This window comes from Cupriavidus gilardii (assembly GCF_013347325.1).
Taxonomy (GTDB): Bacteria; Pseudomonadota; Gammaproteobacteria; order Burkholderiales; family Burkholderiaceae; genus Cupriavidus; species Cupriavidus gilardii.
Genome location: NZ_CP054626.1, coordinates 2151930 through 2174315 on the forward strand (window position 1 = coordinate 2151930; position 22386 = coordinate 2174315).

Consider the following 22386-nt stretch of genomic DNA (forward strand, 5'->3'; position numbering starts at 1 on the left):
ATTCCCGCCTGCGCGGAAACGATGTGAGCCAAAGGGGACGGCACCGCCGTCCCCTTTTTTTTGCCTGCACGCGTGCGCCGCCCGTCCCGGCGATCCCTTGGCGCAAGCTCGGCTAGAATGGCGGCAGAACGGCGCCGGCCTGGCGGCGACCTATCACGACATGACCGAATCCGTCATTCCCATCTTCGATCTGCGCGAGCATCGCTATCACTCGATGAAGCCCGCGATTCCCGCGCGGCTGGAAACGCCGGGCGGGCTGCTGGCCGACCGCCGCGGACGCCCGCTGCACGACCTGCGCATCTCGGTGACCGACCGCTGCAATTTCCGCTGTGTCTACTGCATGCCGAAGGAGGTGTTCGACAAGGACTACACCTTCCTGCCGCATTCCGAGCTGCTGAGCTTCGAGGAGATCGAGCGCGTCGCGCGCCTGTTCGTCGCCCATGGCGTCGAGAAGATCCGGCTGACCGGCGGCGAGCCGCTGCTGCGCAAGAACATCGAGAAGCTGGTCGAAATGCTGGCGCGCATCGAGACGCCGGCCGGCAAGCCGCTGGACCTGACGCTGACCACCAATGCCTCGCTGCTGGCCCGCAAGGCGCGCGCGCTGCGCGACGCCGGCCTGACGCGGGTCTCGGTCAGCCTCGATGCGATCGACGACGCCACCTTCCGCCGCATGAACGATGTCGACTTCGCCGTGGCGGACGTGCTCAAGGGCATCGAGACGGCACAGGCGGTCGGGCTGGCGCCGCTGAAGGTCAACATGGTGGTCAAGCGCGGCACCAACGACGCCGAGATCGTGCCGATGGCGCGCCATTTCCGCGGCAGCGGCATCATCGTCCGCTATATCGAGTTCATGGACGTGGGCGCCAGCAACCACTGGCGCATGGACGAGGTGCTGCCGTCGGACGAAGTGGTCGCACGCATCGACGCGGAGTTTCCGCTCGAGCCGATCGCGGCCAACTACAGCGGCGAGACCGCGCAGCGCTGGCGCTACCGCGACGGCGCCGGCGAGATCGGCGTGATCTCCAGCGTCACGCACGCCTTCTGCGGCGATTGCAGCCGCATCCGGCTGTCGACCGAGGGCCGGCTCTATCTGTGCCTGTTTGCCACCGAGGGTTACGATCTGCGCACGCTGCTGCGCGACGGGCACAGCGACCTCGAGATCGCCAACGCGATCGCCGGCGTCTGGCGCGAGCGCACCGACAACTATTCGGAGCAGCGCGGCGACGAGCAGGTGCGCGCGGCCCGCGCGGCGCGCAAGATCGAGATGTCCTATATCGGCGGCTAGGCGCGCCGCCTCGGCTCCGATCCCATCAACGCTTCAACGCTTCCCCCCTTTTTCTCTGCACCGCGATGATCGAACGCGAAGACATTACCGGCCTGATCCTGGCCGGCGGACGCGGCAGCCGCATGGGCGGCACCGACAAGGGCCTGCAGTCGCTGCGTGGCGCGCCGATGGCGATGCACACGATGATGCGGCTCTCGCCGCAGACCGGCGCGCTGCTGATCAACGCCAACCGCAATCTGGCCGCCTACGAATCGTTCGGCGTGCCGGTGGTCACCGACTCGGTGCCCGACTTCGCCGGCCCGCTGGCCGGCATGCTGGCCGGCCTGGAACAGTGCCAGACGCGCTGGATGGTCACCGCGCCGTGCGATTCGCCGTTCCTGCCGACCGATCTGGTGGCGCGGCTGGCGCAGGCGATCGAGCGCGAAGGGGCCGAGATGGCGATGCCGGTCACCGTCGACGAGCAGGGCCGCCGCCAGACCCAGCCGGTGTTCCTGCTGATGCCGCATACCGCGCTGGACAGCCTGGTCGCCTTCCTGAACGGCGGCGGCCGCAAGATCGAGGCCTGGGCCTCGCAGCACCGGCTGGCCGAAGTGCCGTTCGACGATGCGGCGCCGTTCGCCAATATCAACACGCTGGACGAACTGCGCACCTTCGAGGCGCGCTGAGCGGAGCAAAGAGCGCGGCCCCGGCCGGCCAGCGGCTCCGCTTTGCGACCGGCACCCGCTGCGCCCAAACCGAACCCAACCCCGAATCTGATCCCTACCCGAACCCTGCCATGCCGTCCCTGCAATCCGTGATCTCCTGCCTGTCCGACTACGATCCCAGCGCGCTGCCGGTGGCGCAGGCCAACCGGATCATCGCCGACGTGGTCGAACCGGTCAGCGGCATCGAGCAGGTCGCGATCCGCGCGGCGCTGGACCGGGTGCTGGCCGAGGACGTCGTATCGCCGCTCGACGTGCCGGCGCACGACAATTCGGCGATGGACGGCTATGCCTTCGCCAGCGCCGCGCTGCAGACGGCGGCCGGCGGCGAGGTGACGCTGCGCGTCATCGGCACGGCGCTGGCCGGCGAGGCGCACGGCCTGGTCCCGGCCGCCGGCGAGGCGGTACGGATCATGACCGGCGCGGTGATGCCGGCTGGCTGCGATACGGTAATCCCGCAGGAATTCACGCAGCGCGTAGCGCAGGGGGCGGGCGAGGCAGCGGGCGAGACAGCAGGCGAGGCAGCAGGCGAGACCGTACGCTTTGCCGCCGACGCGGTGCGGGCCGGCGACAACCGCCGCCTGCGCGGCGAAGACCTGGCGCGCGGCAAACCCGCGCTCAGGCAGGGCCGCGTGCTGCAGCCCGCCGACCTCGGCCTGCTGGCCTCGCTGGGCATCGCCGAGGTCAAGGTCCGGCGGCGGCTGCGCGTGGCCTTCTTCTCGACCGGCGACGAGCTGCGCTCGATCGGCGAGCCGCTCGACGCGGGCTGCGTCTACGACTCGAACCGCTACACGCTGCACGGCATGCTGCGGCGGCTGCATGTCGAGCTGATCGACATGGGCGTGGTGCGCGACGATCCCGCCGCGCTCGAGGCCGCGCTGCGCAGCGCCTGCGAGAACGCGGATGCGGTGATCACCTCGGGTGGCGTGTCGGTCGGCGAGGCCGACTACACCAGGCAGATCATGGCCGAACTCGGCGACGTGACCTTCTGGAAGATCGCGATGCGCCCCGGCCGGCCGATGGCCTTCGGCCGCATCGCCTCGAACGGCCATCAGGCGCTGCTGTTCGGCCTGCCGGGCAATCCGGTTGCGGTGATGGTGACCTTCTACCATTTCGTCCGCGCGGCGCTGCACCGGATGATGGGCGCCGACATCGCGCCGCCGCCGCTGATGCGCGTGCGCAGCGCCCAGGCGATCCGCAAGAAGCCGGGCCGCACCGAATACCAGCGCGGCATCCTGGCGCGCGGCGCCGACGGCCAGTGGGAGGTGCGCATCACCGGCCAGCAGGGCTCGGGCGTGCTGCGCTCGATGAGCGAGGCCAACTGCTTCATCGTGCTGGGACACGAGCAAGGCGGCGTCGCGGCCGGCGATCCGGTCGAGGTGATGCTGTTCGAGGGGCTGTTGTAAGGGCGCGCTGTCACGCCCTCGCCCGCAAGGACAGGCCGGCGGCACCGTCTCTCGCCACTGTCGTTTTTTTGCTTACCGAAGCCGTGCCGGCCGGCGCTTTTGGCGGCCCCGGCGGGGCGAGGCTATGCGCCACGCCACCCATTCGCTACACTTGCCGCAACCCAACTCTGCCCCACTGCCACGCTGTCATGAATCAGGAGATCGCTTACCTCCACCCCGTCAAGACCGCACGCGCGCTCGTCCTGGTCTATCTGTGCTTCTCGGTGCCGATCGTGTCGATGGGGTTGTTCGTGGCCTTTGTCCGCTATGGCGATCTGCCCGGCATCACGGTGTTCACCGCGCTGATCCTGAACGCGCTGGTCGGCTTCGGCCTGCTGTGGCTGGCCTGCAAGGCCTACAACTGGGTGGCGGCCCGCTTCGGCGGCATCGAGGTGACGATCCGCAATCTGCCGAACGACGGGCAATAAGCCCCGGCAGTTCGTCCCTCGCCCGACAAAAAAAGCGCATCCCGATGGATGCGCTTTTTTGCTTTCTTGCCACGACGCTGCCGCTGGCTCAGGCCGGCGTGCCGGAATCTTTCGGCGCGGCCTCGCCGTCGTCCTCCTCCGGCAGGCCCAGCAGCTGCTCCGCCGCCTCCGACGGCAACGCCTCGACCTTGCGCAGCTTGCGCGCCATCTGGCGGCTGCGCACCTCGGCCTGCTCGATATTGCGGGCGGCGCGCTCGAGCGTGTCCCGGGTGCGCGCCAGCACGTCGCCGAACTTGCCGAACTCGGTCTTGACCGCGCCGAGCACCTCCCACACCTCGCTGGAGCGCTTTTCCAGCGCCAGCGTGCGAAAGCCCATCTGCAGGCTGTTGAGCACCGCGGTCAGCGTGGTCGGGCCGGCCACCGTCACGCGGTGATTGCGCTGCAGCAGGTCGGTCAGTCCCGGCCGGCGCAGCACCTCGGCATAGAGTCCCTCGGTCGGCAGGAACAGGATCGCGAAGTCGGTGGTGGCCGGCGGCGACAGGTACTTCTCGGCGATGGTCTGCGCCTCGCGCTTGATCGCGACTTCGAGTTCGCGCCCGGCGGCGGCCACGCCGTCGACATCGCCATGTTCCTGCGCGTCGGTCAGCCGCTCGTACTGCTCCTTCGGAAACTTGGCGTCGATCGGCAGCCAGACCGTGCCGTTGCCATTCCCGGCGGCGCTGCCGACGCCGACTTCCTTGCCGGGCAGCCGGATCGCGAACTCGACCCGCGCGCCGGAATTCGGCACGGTCTCGACGTTGCGCGCGTATTGCTCGGGCGTCAGGATCTGCTGCAGCAGCATCTCCAGTTGGACCTCGCCCCAGGTGCCGCGCGTCTTCACATTGGTCAGCACGCGCTTCAGGTCGCCGACGCCCTGCGCCAGCATCTGCATCTCGCCCAGGCCCCGGTGCACCTGCTCGAGCCGGTCCGACACCATGCGGAACGATTCGCCCAGCCGCTGCTCCAGCGTCGCGTGCAGCTTCTCGTCGACGGTGCGCCGCATCTCGTCGAGCCTGGCGGCGTTGTTGGCCTCGATGTCCTTGAGCTTCTGCTCCAGCGTGGTGCGCACCTCGCCCAGGCGCCGCTCGTTCGATTCGGTCAGCTTGGCCAGCTGCTGCGCGAACATGTCGATCTGGTTGTTCTGCAGCGTGGCGATATGCGTCATCTGCGCCGACAGCGTCTGCTGGAAGCGCATCATCTGCTCGCTGGTCTCGTCGCGCCCGAGTCGCGCGGCCTCGGCAACCTCGCCGCGCAGGCTGCGTTCGAGCCGTTCGCTGTCGCGTTCGCCCCGTTCGCGCCAGTCGGCCAGCCGTTGCAGCAGTTCGGCGGTGCCCCCGTCACGCCCGCGCGTCAGCAGCAGGACGAGCGTCAGCAGGGTCAGCAGCAGGATTGCCGCCAGGGCGAGCAGGATCAGCGAGGAGGAGGACATCGGGACGGGGTCGTGAAACAGGGCGCCGCCGCGGCCAGGGCGACCGCGACGGCGACGGTGCGCTAGCGGCGCGCCAGCACTTCCGGGTTCAGCGCGCAGGGCGGCCTGCCGGCGTCGGGGCCGGCGCCCAGCGCCGCGATCAGATTGTCGGCCGCCAGATTCGCCATCGCGCGCCGCGTCTTCTCCGAGGCGCTGGCGATATGCGGGGTCAGCACGACGTTGGGCACCTCGAGCAGCGCGGGATGGACCTTCGGCTCGCCTTCGAACACGTCCAGACCCGCGGCGAAGATGCGCTTCTCGCGCAGCGCCGCGGCCAGCGCCGCGTCGTCGACGATGCCGCCGCGTGCCAGGTTGATCAGCGTCGCGGTGGGCTTCATCTGCGCCAGCTCGGCCGCGCCGATCGCATGGTGGCTCTGCTCGCTATAGGGCAGCACCAGCACCAGATGGTCGGACTCGCGCAGCAGTTCGGCCTTGCCGACATAGCGCGCGCCCAGCCCCTGCTCGATCTCGGCCGGCAGCTGGCTGCGGTTGTGATACAGCACCGTCATGCCGAAGCCGGCGGCGCGGCGCGCCAGCGCCTGTCCGATGCGGCCCATGCCGAGGATGCCCAGCGTGCTGCCGTGCAGGTCCATGCCGAGGAACATGTCGTAGGACCAGCGCTCCCATTTGCCCGCGCGCAGGAAGTGCTCGGACTCGGTGACGCGCCGCGCGGTCGCCATCAGCAGCGCCCAGCCGAAGTCGGCGGTGGTCTCGGTCAGCACGTCCGGCGTGTTGGTGGCGACGATGCCCGCCGCCGTCAGCGCCGGCAGGTCCAGATTGTTGTAGCCGACCGCCATGTTGCAGACCGCGCGCAGTTGCGGCAGCGCGCCGATCAAATCCGCGTCGATGCGGTCGGCGGCATTGGACAGCACGCCCGCCTTGCCGGCCAGGCGCGCCTTCAGCGCGGCGGCGTCGAGCGGCACGTCGGGCTGGTTGTGATCGACGTCGAAATACTGCGCGAGGCGTTCGATCACATCGGGGAAGATCGCCCGCGTGACCAGCACGGCGGGGCGCGAAGCGGATTGCGATTGCGATTGCGAAGCCATCGTGTACCTCAGACGCGGAAGAACAGCAGGGTCATCACCCCGAACAGCGGCACCAGGATGCCGCAGGACCACAGCATATAACCGAAGAAGCTGGGCATGCGCACGCCGCGATTCTCGGCGATCGCCTTGACCATCAGGTTCGGCGCATTGCCGATATAGGTGTTGGCGCCCATGAACACCGCGCCGGCCGAGATCGCCGCCAGCGTGGTGGCGTCGCGCGTCATCAGCGTGGCCGCGTCGCCGCCGGCGGTATTGAAGAACACCAGGTAGGTCGGCGCGTTGTCGAGGAACGACGACAGCACGCCGGTGGCCCAGAAGTACATGCCGTCGATCGGCTGGCCGTTGCTGTCGCTGACCGCGTGGATCACGCCGGCGAAGGCCCCGTCGGTGCCCGCCTTCAGCATCGCGATCACCGGGATGATCGTCAGGAAGATGCCGGCGAACAGCTTGCCGACTTCGAGAATCGGATCCCAGTTGAACTCGTTGCCGGCGCGCGCGCTGTGCGGCGTGATGGCCAGCGACACCAGCGCCACCACCACCAGCGCGACGTCGCGCACCAGCGCCTGCAGCGGCACCATCGTGCCCAGTACGTCGAATTCGATGCCCGGCTTCCACAGGCCGCTCATCAGCACCAGCGCCATCACCGCCAGCAGCAGCGCGAAATTGGCCTTGCCCTCGATGCGGATGCCCGGCGAATCCGGCGTCGGATCGAGCCGCGGCGGCAGCTCTTCTTCGCGATTGAGAAAGTAGTAACGATCGACGAAATAGAAGATCGCCAGCAGCGCGGCGCACAGGAACAGCGTCTCGGGGAAGATGTGGCGCGTGGTCCAGAAGAACTCGACGCCCTTCAGGAAGCCGAGGAACAGCGGCGGATCGCCCAGCGGCGTCAGCGAGCCGCCGGCATTGGCGACCAGGAAGATGAAGAAGACCACCACGTGCGCGACATGGCGCCGGTTGTCGTTGGCGCGCAGCAGCGGCCGGATCAGCAGCATCGCCGCGCCGGTGGTGCCCATCACGCTGGCAAGGCACGTGCCGAGCGCGAGGATGCCGGTATTGAGTTTCGGCGTGCCATGCAGATTGCCTTGCACGCAGATGCCCCCGGCCACGATATACAGCGCGCCGATCAGCACGATGAACGGAATGTACTCGGCCAGCAGCGCATGCACGACGTTGGCCGCCGCCGCATGCGTGCCGAAGGCCAGCGCGAACGGCACCAGGAACAGCAGGCCCCAGGCGGCCGCGACCTTGCCGAAGTGGTGATGCCAGAAGCGCGGCACCAGCAGCGGGAACAGCGCGATCGACAGCAGGATGCCGGCGAACGGCAAGGCCCACAGCGGCCCCAGGGTGGCGCCGTCGAGCTCCGCGGCGCCGGCCAGCGACGGCGCCAGCCAAAGCATGGCTGCCGGCGCGATGGTTCGCCACGGCATGGTGCGCGCAAGGACAGACTGCATCGTGTTCGGTCTCCTGATATTCGAATTGGGCGATGCCGGCCGCCCCTTGCGGAAGCGGCCGCGCATGGATGCGGGTGCGGGCGCGCGCGTCACGCAGCCCGCGCGTGCCAGGCGACGGACGTCCTCAGGCCTGCTCGACCAGCACCACGTGCACGCGATACGGGCCGTGCGCGCCAAGCACGATGGTCTGTTCGATATCGCCGGTACGGGATGGGCCGCTGATGATGTTGGTCGCGCGCGGCAGCTCGCCGCGCTCGGCGCGTACCAGCGCGAAGGCTTCCTCGAGATCGGCGACGATGCGGCCGGCCGGCACCACCGCGATATGGGTCTCGGGCAGCAGCGCACCGGAGGCGAAGGTCTCCGGTCCCGACAGCAGCATCAGCGAACCGGTCTCGGCGATCGCGCAGAAGCAGCCGGTGATGCCGACCAGATCGCCATGCTCGCGGTCGGCCTGCGGATCGCGCAGCGGCGGCCGCGCTTCGACCGCGATGCCCTGCGCCTGCCAGTCGAGCGCACCGAGCGCCGGCCAGGCGACCGCGCGCGGCGGCAAGGCCAGGCCGCTCAGGTAGTGCGCCACCGCCGCCGGCACGTCGGCCAGCGTGGCGACGCGCTCGACGGTGGACGCCATCTTGCGCGCCTGCACGCTGAAGGCTTCGACCAGATCGCCGGCCACGCCGGGACGCGGCCCCTGCGGATGGCGCGCCAGATAGTCGGCCACCGCCTTGCGCTCGCCCCGGGTCGGCTGCGCCGGCCGCCCCTGGGCGGCACGGATACGGGCGAAGATGCGGTCGCGAGCGGAATCGGTATTCATGGTTCGGACGATCGGAGTCGGGAGGCGGCAGCAGCGAGCATTATAAGTCCCCCTGCCCGCGCCCTTCGACGGAAAACGGCGCCAGGATCCGCCTGGCTCAGGCGGTCTCCACGCCGAACACCTGGCGCAGATAGCCGAGGTAGGCCGGGTCGTCGCACATCGTCTTCTCCGGCGTGTCCGACAGCTTGGCGACCGGCTGCCCATTGCAGCGGACCATCTTGATGACGATCTGCAGCGGCGTGTAGCCCAGGTCGTTGGTCAGGTTGGTGCCGACGCCGAACGCCAGCCGGCAGCGTCCGCCGAAGCGTTCGTACAGCTCGATCACGCGCGGGATATTGAGGTTGTCGCTGAAGATCAGCGTCTTGCTGCGCGGATCGACGCGGTTCCTGGTGTAGTGCGCCAGCATCCGTTCGCCCCAGGCCACCGGATCGCCGGAGTCGTGCCGCACGCCGTCGAACAGCTTGCAGAAGTACAGATCGAAGTCGTTCAGGAAGGCATCGAAGCCGTAGGTGTCCGACAGCGCGATGCCGAGGTCGCCGCGATATTCGCGCGCCCAGGTCTCGAGCGCGAACACCTGCGAATCGCGCAGCCGCGGCCCCAGCGACTGGCAGGCCTGCAGATATTCGTGCGCCATCGTGCCGAGCGGCGTCAGATTGTGCTGGCGGGCGAAATGCACGTTGCTGGTGCCGGCCAGCTGCGGTCCCAGCAGCTGCTGCATCGAGGCCAGCACCTCCCCCTGCCAGTCGCGCGAGAAGCGGCGGCGCGTGCCGTAGTCCGCGATCACGCAGTCGTCGCGGCCGGGCATGCGCAGCAGCGCCAGCTTGTCGACCAGGCGGCGCCGGCCCTCCTCCCAGTCGGGTTGCGGCTGGGTATGGCGGAAGTACACCTCGTTGACGATCGCCAGCAGCGGCACCTCGAACAGGATGGTGTGCAGCCACGGGCCGCGGATCGTGATGTCGATCTCGCCGGGATGCGTGGCCGACGGGCTGACCGATACGTATTTGGCGTTGAGCTGGAACAGCCCGAGGAAATCGACGAAATCGCTCTTGATGAAGCGAAAGCCCCGCAGATATTCGAGCTCGTCCTCGGTGAAGCGCAACTGGCACAGCAGCTCGATCTGCGCGCGGATCTCATCCGCATACGGCGTCAAATCCACGCCGGCATTGCGGCATTTGAAGCGGTACTCGACCTGGGCCGCCGGGAAATGATGCAGCACCACCTGCATCATCGTGAATTTGTAGAGGTCGGTATCGAGCAGAGATTGGATGATCATCGCGTAACCCGCACAAGTGTGCCGAATCAGGCCCACATGCTACCCCATCGGGCGACCTCGTCGTGCATGGGGCCAATGCGCGGCGGTTGCCGAGCGCACCGGCAAACCAGCACCGGATGACCGTGCGCCAATGCCGAACAGGCTCGCATAAAGAAATAAGAAAACTATCTGATTCGGCTATATAGGGCCGCTGTGCGGGACGAACGGGTCGGCTACAATACCGATCTTTGAAAGGCCGCGGTCGACGCTCGTCCCGCGCGTGCGTGCGTTGTATGGGCGTCCAGTACCGACACAAGCGGCCAAAAACAGTCTCCCATCGAAGCCGATCCGTTTTCCTGGAACCGAAATGACTCACGTTGTCACCGAATCCTGCATCCGTTGCCGCTACACCGACTGCGTTGACGTGTGTCCGGTCGATTGTTTTCGCGAGGGCCCGAACTTCCTCGCGATCGATCCGGACGAGTGCATCGACTGCGCGGTGTGCGTCGCCGAGTGCCCGGTCAACGCGATCTATGCCGAGGAAGACGTGCCGGGCGACCAGCAGCACTTCATCGAACTGAATGCCGAACTGGCCCGCAGCTGGCCTTCGATCACCAAGACCAAGGCCCCGCTGCCCGAGGCCGAGGAATGGAAGGACGCCACCGGCAAGCTGCAATACCTGGAGCGCTGAGCCGACGCGCCAGCCGCACCCACCCGATAGCGACAAAGAGAAAGCCGTCCCCACGCGCTTTCCCGCAATGCCGGGCACAGACCGTGCCCCCAAACGTATCAGGACGCATATGGACTTGAGCATCCCCAACCCCGTCGCGGACACCACCAACCAGGTCGGCGGCAACGCTGGCGGTGGCCAGCCCCTCGAAATCGACGCGCTGATCGTCGGCGCCGGTCCGGTCGGCCTGTTCCAGGTCTTCGAACTCGGCCTGCTCGAGATCAAGGCGCACGTGATCGACTCGCTGAAGGTCGTCGGCGGCCAGTGCGTCGAGCTGTATCCGGACAAGCCGATCTATGACATTCCGGCGGTGCCGATCTGCACCGGCCAGGAGCTGACCGACAATCTGCTCAAGCAGATCGAGCCATTCGAGCCGACCTTCCACCTCGGCCAGGAAGTCTCGGTGGTCGAGCGCCAGGAGGACGGCCGCTTCTTCGTCGAGACCTCGCTCGGCACCCGCTTCCTGACCAAGACGATCTTCATCGCGGCCGGCGTCGGCTCGTTCCAGCCGCGCACGCTGAAGGTCGAGGGCCTGGACAAGTTCGACGGCAAGCAGTTGTTCTACCGCGTCAAGGATCCGAGCCGCTTCCACGGCCGCAACCTGGTGGTCGTCGGCGGCGGCGACTCGGCGCTGGACTGGACGCTGGATCTGGTCGGCAAGGCCGAGTCGGTGGTGCTGATCCACCGCCGCGACGGCTTCCGCGCCGCCCCCGCCTCGGTGGCGAAGATGAAGGAACTGTGCGAGCAGATGGAAATGCAGTTCATGGTCGGCCAGGTCACCGGCTACGAGGAAAAGGACGGCGTGCTGACCGAGATCAAGGTCACCGGCGGCGACGGCGTGACGCGCCGCATGCCGCTGGACGATCTGCTGGTGTTCTTCGGCCTGTCGCCGAAGCTCGGCCCGATCGCCGAATGGGGCCTGGATCTGGAGCGCAAGCAGATCAAGGTCGATACGGAGAAGTTCGAGACCAACATTCCGGGCATCTTCGCGGTCGGCGACATCAACACCTACCCGGGCAAGAAGAAGCTGATCCTGTCGGGCTTCCACGAGGCCGCGCTGGCCGCCTTCGGCGCCGCGCCGTACATCTTCCCCGAGAAGAAGATCCACATGCAGTACACGACGACCTCGCCGAAGCTGCACAAGATCCTCGGTGTCGAATCGCCGGTGTTCGACTGAGCGATTTCGCGATCCGATGACGAATCAGAAAACCGCCTTCGGGCGGTTTTTTGTTGCGCCCCGCAAATTCTTCTTGGCATTCGCGGCACTCGCCGTCTATAATGCGCCCCTCGCCAACGCACATTCGCGGCACCGGATGGCCCCAGGGCTTCCGACCCAACGAATGGGCAGGCAAGCCGGACACTTCGGCGCAGCGTTTGGCGTATGACGCAACGACAACAAAATGTCGAAACGTTGTTGACGAAGTAACGAGAAACTGGCTATAATCCTTTTCTCAGCTGTTCCCCGATAGCTCAGTCGGTAGAGCGACGGACTGTTAATCCGCAGGTCCCTGGTTCGAGCCCAGGTCGGGGAGCCAAAGAATAAAAGGCCCGCCATCCGAGATGGCGGGCCTTTTCACTGGTGCGCTGGCATCTTGCGTGACCGACGTCGTCGCGACTCGCACGCCCACCCTTCCGGTCCACTGCCCCGCCACGCTTGCGGGGTTTTGCCAACACCCAGCTCCGCGGGTATCGGCAGCGAGCACAGGCTCGAGGCTGCCGAGGCTCACCGTTCCACCCCGCCGCAGCAGCGGCACCCCGAAGGACACGCTTTGACCAAGATCGTTTTGAAGCCGGGCGAACCGGTTGATGTCGCCATGCGGCGATTCCGCCGGGCCATTCTGCAAAATGGCCTGATCGTCGAACTGAAGAGCCGCACGGCCTACGAGAAGCCGACGACCGAGCGCAAGCGCAAGAAGAAGGCCGCCGAGTCGCGCCTGCGCAAGCGTCTGCGCATGCAGATGCTGCCGAAGAAGATGTACTGAGCATCGTCGACTGCCGGGAGTCCCGCGGGCGCGGCGCATCGCCCGCCGCGTGACCCCCTGTCGTTGTCCCATCGTTCTCCCATCGCCGGGAGAGCGCCGCACTCCTCCGGGGAGCGCCCCTCTCGTCCAGCCTTCTGGCCGACGACACCCGCTGCGCCACCCATCCCCCAAGCCGATATCGGGCCCCTGCCCCGGCTGCTACATTACGTTCCTGTTGTCTCGCCTCAGGAACCGTTTCCGCATGTCTTCCCGCACGCCTTTCCGTCCGTCATCCAGCCTGACGATCGGTCGGTCGCCATGGCGTCTCGCGTTCTGGCTGTGCCTGTGCGCCGTGCTGACGCTGGCGCTGATGCCGCCGACCACGCCGATGCCGACCACCGGCTGGGACAAGAGCAATCATCTGCTGGCCTTCGCCACGCTCGGCGTGCTCGGATGGCGCGCCTATCCGTCGCGGCCCTGGCTCGTGCCGATCGGCTTGCTGGTCTATGGCGGACTGATCGAGTGGCTGCAGTCGATGACGCCCTATCGCTCCGCCGACGCGATCGACGTGCTGGCCGACGGGCTCGGCCTGGCGCTGGGCTGGCTGCTGCACGGGCTGGTGCGTTCGCTGATGCGCCGCCTGCGGGCCGGACGCACGGCCTAGCAGCCGCGACCGGTACCGCGACGGGACAGACAGGCGCAGCACCGCGCCGCTTGTGCTGCGGCGCGCCAAGGACCGATCGCAGGCGGATCGGCATAATGGCGGGATTGCGCCAGGCGCGCTTCACCGGAACGCTGCGTTGACTGCCATTCTCGAGTTGCGCCACGTGCGCAAGCAATACGGCGATACCGTCGTCGTCGACGATCTGAGCCTGCAGGTGCAGCGCGGCCAATGCTTCGGCCTGCTGGGCCCCAACGGCGCCGGCAAGACCACCACGCTGCGCCTGCTGCTGGGGCTGACCACGCCGGCCTCGGGCGAGCTGACGCTGTGCGGCGAACCGGTTCCCGCGCGCGCGCCGCAGGCCCGGATGCGCGTCGGCGTGGTGCCGCAGTTCGACAATCTCGACCCCGACTTCACCGTGGTCGAAAACCTGCGCATCTTCGGCCGCTATTTCGGCCTGTCGGCCGCCGAGATCGAACGGCGCGTACCGATGCTGCTCGAATTCGCCCGCCTGGAAAACCGCGCCGACGCGCATGTGCGCGACCTGTCCGGCGGCATGCGCCGGCGCCTGACCGTGGCGCGTGCGCTGATCAACGACCCGGACCTGCTGGTGATGGACGAGCCGACCACCGGGCTCGACCCGCAGGCGCGCCATCTGATCTGGGACCGGCTCAAGTCGCTGCTGGCCGCCGGCAAGACCATCCTGCTGACCACGCATTTCATGGAGGAGGCCGAGCGGCTGTGCAACTATCTGTGCGTGATCGATGGCGGCCGCAAGATCGCCGAAGGCAAGCCGCACGAGCTGATCGACCGGCAGATCGGCTGCGACGTGGTCGAGGTCTATGGCGAGGAGCTGGACGCGCTGCGCGAGCGGCTCGCGCCGCTGGCCGAGCGCACCGAGAAGAGCGGCGAGACGCTGTTCTGCTACGTGCGCGAGCCCGAGCCGCTGCTGGCCGCGCTGCACGGCAATGGCGGCATCCGCTATCTGCATCGTCCGGCCAATCTGGAGGATGTGTTCCTGAAGCTGACCGGCCGCGAGATGCGCGATTGAATCCCGTCGACCGCGGCCGTCCCGCCACGCCGCCCCCGCCACGCACCGAACCATCGAGGAAACCATGAGCGAACGAGATCCGGCCCCCGGCGACGACGGCAAGCTGGCCACCGCGGCGGCCTCCCCCGGCGGCGCGACCGTCGCCGCGCGGCGCTATCCGCAGCCGCTGTGGCCGCTGAACCTGCGCAACTGGACCATGGTCTGGTACCGCAACTACCGCGTCTGGCGCAAGCTGGCGATCCCGTCGATGATCGGCAACCTGGCCGATCCGATGATCTATCTGTTCGGCCTCGGGCTGGGGCTGGGACTGCTGGTCGGGCGCGTCGACGGCGTCTCTTACATCGCCTTCCTCGCCGCCGGCACCACCGCCTCCAGCGTGATGATGTCGGCCAGCTTCGAGTCGATGTATTCGGCCTTCTCCCGCATGCATGTGCAGCGCACCTGGGAGGCCATCATGCACGCGCCGCTGACGCTCGGCGACGTGGTGCTCGGCGAGGTGCTGTGGGCCGCCAGCAAGGCGGTGCTGTCCGGCGTGGCGATCATGCTGGTGGCCAGCGCGCTCGGCTACGCGCAGATGCCCAACGCGCTGCTGGCGCTGCCGGTGATCGCGCTGGCGGGCATCGCCTTCGCCAGCCTCGCGATGATCGTCACCGCGCTGGCGCCCAGCTACGACTTCTTCATGTTCTACCAGACGCTGGTGATGACGCCGATGCTGCTGCTGTCGGGCGTGTTCTTCCCGCTGGAACAGCTGCCGCCCGGCGTGCAGTCCGCCACGCAGGCGCTGCCCCTCGCGCACGCGGTGGCGCTGATCCGGCCGCTGATGCTGGACCGCCCGGTCGAGCAGGTCGGGTTGCATCTGGCGGTGCTGGCCGCGTATGCGGCGGTCGCGCTGGTGGTGGCGCTGATGCTGCTGCGCCGGCGGATGCTGCGCTGAGGCGGGACACCTTCGGCGTCGTTCCCGCGCAGGCGGGAACCCAGCGTCGTGGATAGCCGCTGGGTCCCCGCCTGCGCGAAGACGACGGACTGGCTGAAAGCAAGAAGCCGGCCCCAGGCCGGCTTTTGTTCTTGCTGGCGCAGCGAGCCGGGATCAGTCGCGCAGCCCGCGCAGCAGGTCCGCCTTCAGGTCCTCGACCGACTCGAGCCCCACCGCCATGCGGATCAGGCCCTCGCCGATGCCGGCCGCGGCCTTGGCCTCGGGGCTGACGCGCGCGTGCGTGGTGGTGTACGGATGGGTGATCGTGGTGCGCGTGTCGCCCAGGTTGCCGGTGATCGAGCACAGCCGCGTGCTGTCGATCACGCGCCAGGCATTGGCGCGCTGCTGTTCCGGCGTCGCGCCCTTCAGTTCGAACGACACGATCGCACCGCCGCCGCTTTGCTGGCGCATCGCGATCTCGTGCTGCGGGTGCGACTTCAGCGCGGGATGATAGACGCGCGCCACCGCCGGATGCGATTCGAGGAACTGGGCCAGTGCCATCGCGCTGGCCGAATGGCGCTCCATGCGGATCGCCAGCGTCTCCATGCCCTTGAGCATCACCCAGGCGTTGAAGGCCGACAGCGTCGGGCCGGCGGTCCGCACGAAGGGGAACACCTTGCCCATGATGAAGTCGTGCTTGCCCAGCACCGCGCCACCCAGCACGCGGCCCTGGCCGTCGATATGCTTGGTCGCCGAATGCACGACGATGTCGGCGCCGAAGCGCAGCGGCTGCTGCAGCGCCGGCGAGCAGAAGCAGTTGTCGACCACCAGCAGCGCGCCGGCATCGTGCGCGATCTCGGCCACCGCCGCGATGTCGGCGACCTCGGTCAGCGGATTCGACGGCGTCTCCAGGAAGAACAGCCTGGTATTGGGCCTGACCGCGGCGCGCCAGCCGGCCAGGTCGGTGCCGTCGACAAAGGTGGTCTCGACGCCGAACTTCGAGAAGATGTTCGAGAACAGCGTCATCGTCGAGCCGAAGATCGCGCGCGAGCTGACCAGATGGTCGCCCGCCTGCATCGACGACAGCACCACCGACAGGATCGCGCTCATGCCCGAGGCGGTCGCCATGCAGGCCTCCGCGCCTTCGAGCGCGGCCAGCCGCTGCTGGAACATGCTGACGGTCGGATTGGTGAAGCGCGAGTAGGTATAGCCCTGTTCCGAGTTGGCAAAGCGCTCGGCGGCCTCGGCGGCGCTGCCGAAGCAGAAGCTCGACGTCAGGTACATCGCCTCCGAATGCTCCATGAACTCGCTGCGCAGCGTGCCGGCGCGCACGCCGAGCGTATCAATGCCGAGGGAGTCGAGGTAGAGCGGTTCGTTCATGGTCGGAGAAGCGCCAGGCGGCGCGCAGAAGATGGTAGTTCGATGGTGTTCCCCTCTCCCGCTTGCGGGAGAGGGGTTGAGGAGAGGGCAAACGACGCCCGCAATGCCAACGTCCGTGCCATGGCGAACGCCCTGCCCTCTCTCACGCCCCTCTCCATCAATGGAAGAGGGGAGCAAACCGCCGGCAACGTTGCGGCGGCGGCAGTCTTACTCGTTGCCGCCCGAGCGCTGCAGATGCAGCTGCGAGCGCTCGGTATCGCCGCCGCCTTCTCGGTCGGCCTGGCTGCGCGCGGTCTCGAGGCGGTCCAGATAGGCCTCGTCGATATCGCCGGTGATGTACTTGCCGTCGAAGCACGAGGCCTCGAAGTCCTTCAGCGCCGGGTTGATGTCGCGCACCGCCTGCTTCATTGCCTCGACATCCTGGTAGACCAGCTGGTCGGCGCCGATGATGCGGCAGATCTCGTCATGGCTGCGGCCATGCGCGACCAGTTCGCTGCGGGTCGGCATGTCGATGCCGTAGACGTTCGGGAATTTCACCGGCGGCGCCGCGGACGCGAAGATCACCTTGTTGGCGCCGGCATCGCGCGCCATCTGCACGATCTCGAACGAGGTGGTGCCGCGCACGATCGAGTCGTCGACGATCAGCACGTTCTTGCCCTTGAACTCGACGCCCATCGCGTTGAGCTTCTGGCGCACCGACTTCTTGCGCACCGCCTGGCCGGGCATGATGAAGGTGCGGCCGACATAGCGGTTCTTGAAGAAACCCTCGCGATAGTTCAGGCCGAGCTTGTTGGCGACCTGCATCGCCGCCGGCCGGCTCGAATCGGGAATCGGCATCACCACGTCGATATCGCCGGCGCTGACCTCGCTGCGGATCTTTTCGGCCAGGTAGTCGCCCATGCGCAGCCGCGCATCGTAGACCGGCACGCCGTCGATGCACGAATCCGGCCGAGCCAGGTAGACGTATTCGAAGATGCAGGAGTTCAGCAGCGGATTGTCGGCGCACTGCCTGGTGTACAGCTTGCCGTCCAGATCGATGAAGATCGCCTCGCCCGGCGCCACGTCGCGCTCGAGCTTGTAGCCGATGCCTTCGAGCGCCACGGATTCCGACGCGACCATCCATTCCTTGCCGGTCGCCGTCTCGATGCTGCCCAGGCACAGCGGGCGGATGCCGAACGGATCGCGCACCGCCAGCATGCCGTAGCCGGCGATCTGCGCGGCGATCGCGTACGAACCGCGCACGCGGCGGTGCATGCCGGCCACCGCGGCGAAGATGATCTCGGGATCGAGCGAGGTGCCGTTGCTGGCGCGCTGCAGCTCGTCGGCCAGCACGTTCAGCAGCACCTCGGTATCCGAATGCGTATTGATGTGGCGGCGATCGCGCCGGAACATCTCCTCGCGCAGCTGCTGCCAGTTGGTCAGGTTGCCGTTATGCGCCAGGATGATGCCGTACGGCGCATTGACGTAGAACGGCTGGGCCTCTTCCTCGCTGGAGGCCGAGCCCGCGGTCGGGTAGCGCACCTGGCCGATGCCCGCCGCGCCCGGCAGGCCGCGCATATTGCGCGTGCGGAACACGTCGCGCACCAGGCCGTTGGCCTTGTGCATGTGGAAGGTGCTGCCGTTGGCGGTCGCGATGCCCGCGGCGTCCTGACCGCGGTGCTGCAACAGCAGCAGGCTGTCGTAAATCAACTGATTGACGGGCGTGGCAGACACCACACCGACGATACCGCACATGCCAAGCTCCCAGGAAAGGCTTTGATTCGGCGCGCCCTGCGCGCTGCCGACGGCAGACCAGGCGCGAAAATTTCATGCCGGGCGGGTGCCCGGCCTCAAGTTCTGACGTATTTGGCGATTTCCGGCGGCAACCAGGGCCGCAGCGACTCCATCGCGGCGATCACATAGGGGCGCGACACCGCGTCGCGCCAGAAAGGTTCGTCGGGCAATCTGGTGAAGCCGGCCAACGTGACCAGCAGCATCACCACCAGCGCGCCGCGCGCCACTCCGAACACCAGTCCCAGCCCCCGATCGGCCGGCTTCAGGCCGGTGGTCTCCAGCAGCTGGCCGATCACCGCGCCGACCAGCGTCGCACCGATCACGGTGCCGAAGAACAATACCGCGAATCCCGCGGCGCTGCGCGCGAGCGCTCCGCCGGGCAGCGACTCGGGCATCCATTGCGCCGCGACGCCGACATAGTTGTAGGCCACGAAGAAGGCCGCGATCCAGCCCACCAGCGACAGCAGTTCGCGCATCAGGCCGCGCAGCGCGCCGACCAGCCCCGAGGCGATCAGCACGAACACGACCGCGTAGTCGAAGAACGTCAGCTGCATTCCCGCCAGCACCGCTGTCCGCCGCCGCTCAGAGCTCGACCACGCGGGCCGTCAGGCCGGTCGCGCGGACCCGCTTCTCGGCGGCGTCGGCGGCATCGCGGTCGGAAAAGGGGCCGGCGCGCAGCAGGATGCGTTCGCCGTCGGCCAGCGCCTTGCGTTCGATATATGCGGGCACCTTGTTCGCCTTCAACTTGCTCATCCACTGCCTGGCCTTGTCCTCGGTCGAGAAGGCGCCGACGAGGATCACATATTTGCCGCTGCCGGACGATTTGGCTTCCGCCCTGGATTCGGGCTTCGATTCCGGCTTGGGATCGGCCTTGGCCACCGCTTCGGTGCGCTCGGCGGGCTTTTCCGCCGGCTTGTCGACCCCACGGGCTGCCGGCGCGCTGACCAGTTCCTCGCCGGCATCGAGCGCCTGCGCGTCGAGGCGGGATTGCTGCTGAGGCGGCAGCGGCGCGGCCTTGCGCGGCTCGGGCCTGGCCTGCGCGTCGCCCTGGCCGCCGCTCAGGCGCACCGCGATCTGGTCCGCGGCAGGACGCGGCTCGGTCTCGAATACGATCGGCAGCACGATGACCGCGGCCACCGTCATCACCAGCGCGCCGATCAGGCGGCGCCGCGCGCGTTGCTTCTGCGGGAATTCCGGGTCCAGCATGTCGTCCGCGTAATCGTCGGCACCTCGGTCGGCACCTCGGTCGGCACCCCGGCGCGTATCGCGGCTGCCGGCGCGCGTGCCGGCGTCGCTGCGGGCGCGCCGTGCGCGCTCCGGTGACGCGTCTTTGCCCTTGCGGAAGGAAAACAGCGAAAGCAGGCCCATAGATTGGTTCGGTGCGGGCAGCAGGCGCGGCCGCCCCTTGAGTTTGTCGCTCGACCGCGGTGCGTGCCCCGGATTTGCCCGGGGTCGTGTCCGAGAAAACAGTCCGGCAGGCTAGTTGGCCTGGGTCGCGCGGTACGCCATCACGCCGGCCACGGTATAGAACGATCCGAAGACCAGGATTCTATCATTCTCGGTGGCACGCTCGATGGCGTCCCGATAGGCCGCTTCGGGGCTCGCAAAGCACGCCGCGGTGGCATCCGGACCCGGCCGGAAGCCGCCCTGCTCCAGGTGCTCGAGCAGGTCCTGCGCGCTGGCCGCGCGCGGCGTCGGCAGGTCGCACAGGCACCAGTGATCGACCTTGTCGCTCAGATGGCGCAGCACGCCGGCGATGTCCTTGTCCGCCATCGCGCCGAACACCGCGTAGGTGTAGCGGAAGAACCCCATGTTGTCGAGGCTCTGGCCCAGCGTCGCGGCGGCATGGGGGTTGTGGGCGACGTCGAGAATCACCGTCGGACGGCCCGCCATCACCTGGAAGCGCCCCGGCAGATCGACGAACGCAAGCCCATTGCGGACCTCCTGCGCGCTGACCGGCAGCCGGTCGCGCACCGCCTGCAGCGCGGCCAGCGCGGCCGAGGCGTTCAGCAGCTGGTTGGCGCCGCGCAGCGCCGGATAGCCGAGCCCATTGAGCTTGCGGCCGCGGCCGCTCCAGTCCCACTGCAGGCGCTCCTGGCCCTTGGCGGCCTGGTGCTGGAAATCGCGGCCGACCAGCCACAGGTCGGCGCCGATCGTCTCGGCATGCTCGACCAGCGAGGCCGGCGGCATCGGGTCCCCGCAGATCGCCGGCACGTGCGGGCGGAAGATGCCGGCCTTCTCGAAGCCGATCTTCTCGCGGGTGTCGCCCAGGTACTGGGCATGGTCGATATCGATGCTGGTGACGATCGCGCAGTCGGGATCGAACACATTGACCGCGTCGAGCCGGCCGCCCAGCCCGACCTCCAGGATGATCGCGTCGAGTTGCGCGGCGGCGAAGGCATGGACGATCGCCAGCGTGGTGAACTCGAAATAGGTCAGGCTGACCGGGTCGGCAAAGCTGGTGCGGGCCCGCTCGACCGCCTCGAAATGCGGCAGCAGCTGGGCGTCGGTGGCGATCTCGCCGTTGATGCGGGCGCGCTCGTTGAACGACAGCAGGTGCGGGGAGGTATGGCAGCCGACCTTGTAGCCCGCTTCCAGCAGGATGCGCTCGAGCATTGCGCAGGTCGAACCCTTGCCGTTGGTGCCGCCCACGGTGAAGACCAGCGCGTCGATGCGCAGGCCCAGCGCTTCCTTGACGCGGCTGATCCGGGTCAGGCCCATGTCGATGCCGACCGGGTGCGCGGTTTCGAGGTGGGCCAGCCACTCGGGCAGGGAGGAGAAGATAGGCATGATGCTGCAGTGATGAACTGGAGTTCTCGGGCACACCGCCCCTCTCCCGCTTGCGGGAGAGGGGCGGGGGGAGAGGGCAACCGCGATGACAGGCCTGGGCGGGTTCGAGCCCCCCTCTCCCCGACCCTCTGCCCCTGAGGGGAGAGGGCGAACAGCACCCGTGAATCGATACTACGCAATGAAAAACGCGGACCAGGTCCGCGTCGTCAAACCAGCCTTCGGCGATCGGCGCCCGTTCAGGCTACCGCGTCGGCCGGCTGCTTCTGCAGCAGCGCCAGCAGTTGCGCCAGTTCGGCACGCAGCTTGCGCCGGTCGACGATCATGTCGATGGCGCCCTTCTGCAGCAGGAACTCGGCACGCTGGAAGCCTTCGGGCAGCTTCTCGCGCACGGTCTGCTCGATCACGCGCGGGCCGGCAAAACCGATCAGCGCCTTCGGCTCGGCGATCACCACATCGCCCAGGAAGGCGAAGCTGGCCGACACGCCACCCATGGTCGGGTCGGTCAGCACGCTGATGAACGGCAGCCTGGCGGCCGACAGCTTGTTCAGCATCGCGGTGGTCTTGGCCATCTGCATCAGCGACAGCAGGCTCTCCTGCATGCGGGCGCCGCCGGTGGCGCTGATGCAGATGAACGGCACCTTCTGCTCGAGCGCCGCCTGCGCGCCGCGGGCGAAGCGCTCCCCGACCACCGAACCCATCGAGCCGCCCATGAAGGCGAATTCGAAGCAGCTGACCACCACCGGAATGGTGTGGATCGCGCCGCCCATCACGACCATCGCGTCGGTTTCGCCGGTCTCGTCCATCGCGGCCTTGATGCGGTCCGGATATTTCTTCGAGTCCTTGAACTTGAGCGCGTCGACCGGCACGATTTCCTGGCCGATCTCATAGCGGCCCTCGGCGTCGAGCAGCGAATCGAGCCGCTCGCGCGCGCGGATGCGCATATGGTGGTCGCACTTGGGACAGACATGCAGATTGGCCTCGACGTCGGTCCGGTACAGCACGGACTCGCACGACGGGCATTTGACCCACAGGCCCTCGGGGATGCCCTTGCGGGACGAGGGGTCGGTCTGTTGAATCTTCGGGGGCAGGAGTTTATCCAACCAGCTCATCAAAACGCTCCTTTCGGATAAGGCCGCGGCCCGGCGCATCGCAGCGTGATACTGCCTACGCGCGCGCAGGTGGCAGGCCCGGCCATCGGCCA

General features: G+C 67.8%; 21 protein-coding genes and 1 tRNA gene. 11 read left to right on the forward strand and 11 right to left on the reverse strand.

Annotated elements, in window-relative coordinates; translation table 11 throughout:
• Window positions 1–160 precede the first annotated feature (160 nt).
• From moaA to FOB47_RS19905, 4 genes are all read left to right on the forward strand, one after another.
• A complete protein-coding gene (moaA, locus tag FOB47_RS19890) occupies window positions 161–1285 on the forward strand; it encodes a GTP 3',8-cyclase MoaA (protein ID WP_053822174.1) in 1125 nt (374 codons plus the stop codon).
• A 65-nt stretch (window positions 1286–1350) separates the two neighbouring features.
• Window positions 1351–1950: a molybdenum cofactor guanylyltransferase MobA gene (mobA, locus tag FOB47_RS19895; RefSeq protein WP_053822175.1), complete on the forward strand. Its 600-nt coding sequence runs from the start codon at window positions 1351–1353 to the stop codon at window positions 1948–1950.
• A 110-nt stretch (window positions 1951–2060) separates the two neighbouring features.
• Window positions 2061–3392 carry a molybdopterin molybdotransferase MoeA gene (gene moeA / locus FOB47_RS19900; protein WP_174781910.1) on the forward strand — a complete coding sequence of 444 codons (1332 nt, stop codon included), beginning with the start codon at window positions 2061–2063 and terminating at the stop codon, window positions 3390–3392.
• A gap of 188 nt (window positions 3393–3580) precedes the next feature.
• The gene (locus tag FOB47_RS19905; RefSeq protein ID WP_151022601.1) at window positions 3581–3859 is read left to right on the forward strand and encodes a hypothetical protein; all 279 of its coding nucleotides are present in this window, start codon (window positions 3581–3583) and stop codon (window positions 3857–3859) included.
• Window positions 3860–3947: 88 nt separating this feature from the next.
• On the opposite strand, the gene FOB47_RS19910 is transcribed toward FOB47_RS19905, so the two are convergent.
• The 5 genes from FOB47_RS19910 to pncB form a co-directional block, all read right to left on the reverse strand.
• On the reverse strand, window positions 3948–5327 hold the full coding sequence (locus FOB47_RS19910) for a DNA recombination protein RmuC (RefSeq protein ID WP_174781911.1): 1380 nt from the start codon (window positions 5325–5327) through the stop codon (window positions 3948–3950).
• 62 nt (window positions 5328–5389) lie between these two features.
• A complete protein-coding gene (locus tag FOB47_RS19915; RefSeq protein WP_174781912.1) occupies window positions 5390–6412 on the reverse strand; it encodes a 2-hydroxyacid dehydrogenase in 1023 nt (340 codons plus the stop codon).
• Window positions 6413–6420: 8 nt separating this feature from the next.
• Window positions 6421–7839, reverse strand: a complete 1419-nt coding sequence (locus FOB47_RS19920; RefSeq protein WP_174782507.1) for a sodium:proton antiporter — start codon at window positions 7837–7839, stop codon at window positions 6421–6423.
• A 148-nt stretch (window positions 7840–7987) separates the two neighbouring features.
• Window positions 7988–8674 carry a LutC/YkgG family protein gene (locus FOB47_RS19925; RefSeq protein WP_174781913.1) on the reverse strand — a complete coding sequence of 229 codons (687 nt, stop codon included), beginning with the start codon at window positions 8672–8674 and terminating at the stop codon, window positions 7988–7990.
• Between the two features lie 97 nt (window positions 8675–8771).
• Window positions 8772–9947 carry a nicotinate phosphoribosyltransferase gene (gene pncB, locus FOB47_RS19930; RefSeq protein ID WP_053822179.1) on the reverse strand — a complete coding sequence of 392 codons (1176 nt, stop codon included), beginning with the start codon at window positions 9945–9947 and terminating at the stop codon, window positions 8772–8774.
• Window positions 9948–10293: 346 nt separating this feature from the next.
• Here pncB and fdxA point away from each other — a divergent pair, with 346 nt between their 5' ends.
• From fdxA to FOB47_RS19965, 7 genes are all read left to right on the forward strand, one after another.
• The gene (fdxA, locus tag FOB47_RS19935) at window positions 10294–10617 is read left to right on the forward strand and encodes a ferredoxin FdxA (protein WP_053822180.1); all 324 of its coding nucleotides are present in this window, start codon (window positions 10294–10296) and stop codon (window positions 10615–10617) included.
• A 109-nt stretch (window positions 10618–10726) separates the two neighbouring features.
• Window positions 10727–11833 (forward strand): NAD(P)/FAD-dependent oxidoreductase, encoded by a 1107-nt coding sequence (locus FOB47_RS19940; protein ID WP_006578042.1) that lies wholly within the window; start codon window positions 10727–10729, stop codon window positions 11831–11833.
• Between the two features lie 282 nt (window positions 11834–12115).
• Window positions 12116–12191, forward strand: a tRNA-Asn gene (locus FOB47_RS19945).
• Window positions 12192–12425: 234 nt separating this feature from the next.
• A complete protein-coding gene (rpsU, locus tag FOB47_RS19950) occupies window positions 12426–12638 on the forward strand; it encodes a 30S ribosomal protein S21 (RefSeq protein ID WP_006578041.1) in 213 nt (70 codons plus the stop codon).
• 241 nt (window positions 12639–12879) lie between these two features.
• Complete coding sequence (locus FOB47_RS19955; RefSeq protein WP_170265984.1) at window positions 12880–13281, forward strand: VanZ family protein; 402 nt, start codon at window positions 12880–12882, stop codon at window positions 13279–13281.
• Between the two features lie 136 nt (window positions 13282–13417).
• Window positions 13418–14329: a nodulation factor ABC transporter ATP-binding protein NodI gene (nodI, locus tag FOB47_RS19960; RefSeq protein WP_053822181.1), complete on the forward strand. Its 912-nt coding sequence runs from the start codon at window positions 13418–13420 to the stop codon at window positions 14327–14329.
• Between the two features lie 64 nt (window positions 14330–14393).
• Window positions 14394–15263 (forward strand): ABC transporter permease, encoded by an 870-nt coding sequence (locus FOB47_RS19965; RefSeq protein WP_174781914.1) that lies wholly within the window; start codon window positions 14394–14396, stop codon window positions 15261–15263.
• A 153-nt stretch (window positions 15264–15416) separates the two neighbouring features.
• On the opposite strand, the gene FOB47_RS19970 is transcribed toward FOB47_RS19965, so the two are convergent.
• From FOB47_RS19970 to accD, 6 genes are all read right to left on the reverse strand, one after another.
• A complete protein-coding gene (locus tag FOB47_RS19970) occupies window positions 15417–16622 on the reverse strand; it encodes an O-succinylhomoserine sulfhydrylase (RefSeq protein ID WP_174781915.1) in 1206 nt (401 codons plus the stop codon).
• A 207-nt stretch (window positions 16623–16829) separates the two neighbouring features.
• The gene (gene purF, locus FOB47_RS19975) at window positions 16830–18356 is read right to left on the reverse strand and encodes an amidophosphoribosyltransferase (RefSeq protein WP_174781916.1); all 1527 of its coding nucleotides are present in this window, start codon (window positions 18354–18356) and stop codon (window positions 16830–16832) included.
• Between the two features lie 95 nt (window positions 18357–18451).
• Window positions 18452–18949 (reverse strand): CvpA family protein, encoded by a 498-nt coding sequence (locus tag FOB47_RS19980; protein WP_174781917.1) that lies wholly within the window; start codon window positions 18947–18949, stop codon window positions 18452–18454.
• 28 nt (window positions 18950–18977) lie between these two features.
• The gene (locus FOB47_RS19985; RefSeq protein ID WP_053822185.1) at window positions 18978–19763 is read right to left on the reverse strand and encodes an SPOR domain-containing protein; all 786 of its coding nucleotides are present in this window, start codon (window positions 19761–19763) and stop codon (window positions 18978–18980) included.
• Window positions 19764–19874: 111 nt separating this feature from the next.
• Window positions 19875–21185 carry a bifunctional tetrahydrofolate synthase/dihydrofolate synthase gene (folC, locus tag FOB47_RS19990; RefSeq protein WP_174781918.1) on the reverse strand — a complete coding sequence of 437 codons (1311 nt, stop codon included), beginning with the start codon at window positions 21183–21185 and terminating at the stop codon, window positions 19875–19877.
• 236 nt (window positions 21186–21421) lie between these two features.
• Complete coding sequence (gene accD, locus FOB47_RS19995) at window positions 21422–22294, reverse strand: acetyl-CoA carboxylase, carboxyltransferase subunit beta (protein WP_006579934.1); 873 nt, start codon at window positions 22292–22294, stop codon at window positions 21422–21424.
• Between the last annotated feature and the right edge of the window lie 92 nt (window positions 22295–22386).

What these genes read in the sequence shown, in the direction of transcription:
- pncB (WP_053822179.1), bottom strand. Translation starts at nt 9,947, where the DNA reads ATGATCATCCAATCTCTGCTCGATACCGACCTCTACAAATTCACGATG.
- FOB47_RS19970 (WP_174781915.1), bottom strand. Translation starts at nt 16,622, where the DNA reads ATGAACGAACCGCTCTACCTCGACTCCCTCGGCATTGATACGCTCGGC.
- FOB47_RS19985 (WP_053822185.1), bottom strand. Translation starts at nt 19,763, where the DNA reads ATGGGCCTGCTTTCGCTGTTTTCCTTCCGCAAGGGCAAAGACGCGTCA.
- folC (WP_174781918.1), bottom strand. Translation starts at nt 21,185, where the DNA reads ATGCCTATCTTCTCCTCCCTGCCCGAGTGGCTGGCCCACCTCGAAACC.
- moeA (WP_174781910.1), top strand. Translation starts at nt 2,061, where the DNA reads ATGCCGTCCCTGCAATCCGTGATCTCCTGCCTGTCCGACTACGATCCC.
- FOB47_RS19925 (WP_174781913.1), bottom strand. Translation starts at nt 8,674, where the DNA reads ATGAATACCGATTCCGCTCGCGACCGCATCTTCGCCCGTATCCGTGCC.
- fdxA (WP_053822180.1), top strand. Translation starts at nt 10,294, where the DNA reads ATGACTCACGTTGTCACCGAATCCTGCATCCGTTGCCGCTACACCGAC.
- FOB47_RS19980 (WP_174781917.1), bottom strand. Translation starts at nt 18,949, where the DNA reads ATGCAGCTGACGTTCTTCGACTACGCGGTCGTGTTCGTGCTGATCGCC.
- FOB47_RS19940 (WP_006578042.1), top strand. Translation starts at nt 10,727, where the DNA reads ATGGACTTGAGCATCCCCAACCCCGTCGCGGACACCACCAACCAGGTC.
- FOB47_RS19965 (WP_174781914.1), top strand. Translation starts at nt 14,394, where the DNA reads ATGAGCGAACGAGATCCGGCCCCCGGCGACGACGGCAAGCTGGCCACC.
- FOB47_RS19910 (WP_174781911.1), bottom strand. Translation starts at nt 5,327, where the DNA reads ATGTCCTCCTCCTCGCTGATCCTGCTCGCCCTGGCGGCAATCCTGCTG.
- FOB47_RS19920 (WP_174782507.1), bottom strand. Translation starts at nt 7,839, where the DNA reads ATGCCGTGGCGAACCATCGCGCCGGCAGCCATGCTTTGGCTGGCGCCG.
- purF (WP_174781916.1), bottom strand. Translation starts at nt 18,356, where the DNA reads ATGTGCGGTATCGTCGGTGTGGTGTCTGCCACGCCCGTCAATCAGTTG.
- FOB47_RS19955 (WP_170265984.1), top strand. Translation starts at nt 12,880, where the DNA reads ATGTCTTCCCGCACGCCTTTCCGTCCGTCATCCAGCCTGACGATCGGT.
- moaA (WP_053822174.1), top strand. Translation starts at nt 161, where the DNA reads ATGACCGAATCCGTCATTCCCATCTTCGATCTGCGCGAGCATCGCTAT.
- FOB47_RS19915 (WP_174781912.1), bottom strand. Translation starts at nt 6,412, where the DNA reads ATGGCTTCGCAATCGCAATCGCAATCCGCTTCGCGCCCCGCCGTGCTG.
- FOB47_RS19905 (WP_151022601.1), top strand. Translation starts at nt 3,581, where the DNA reads ATGAATCAGGAGATCGCTTACCTCCACCCCGTCAAGACCGCACGCGCG.
- accD (WP_006579934.1), bottom strand. Translation starts at nt 22,294, where the DNA reads ATGAGCTGGTTGGATAAACTCCTGCCCCCGAAGATTCAACAGACCGAC.
- mobA (WP_053822175.1), top strand. Translation starts at nt 1,351, where the DNA reads ATGATCGAACGCGAAGACATTACCGGCCTGATCCTGGCCGGCGGACGC.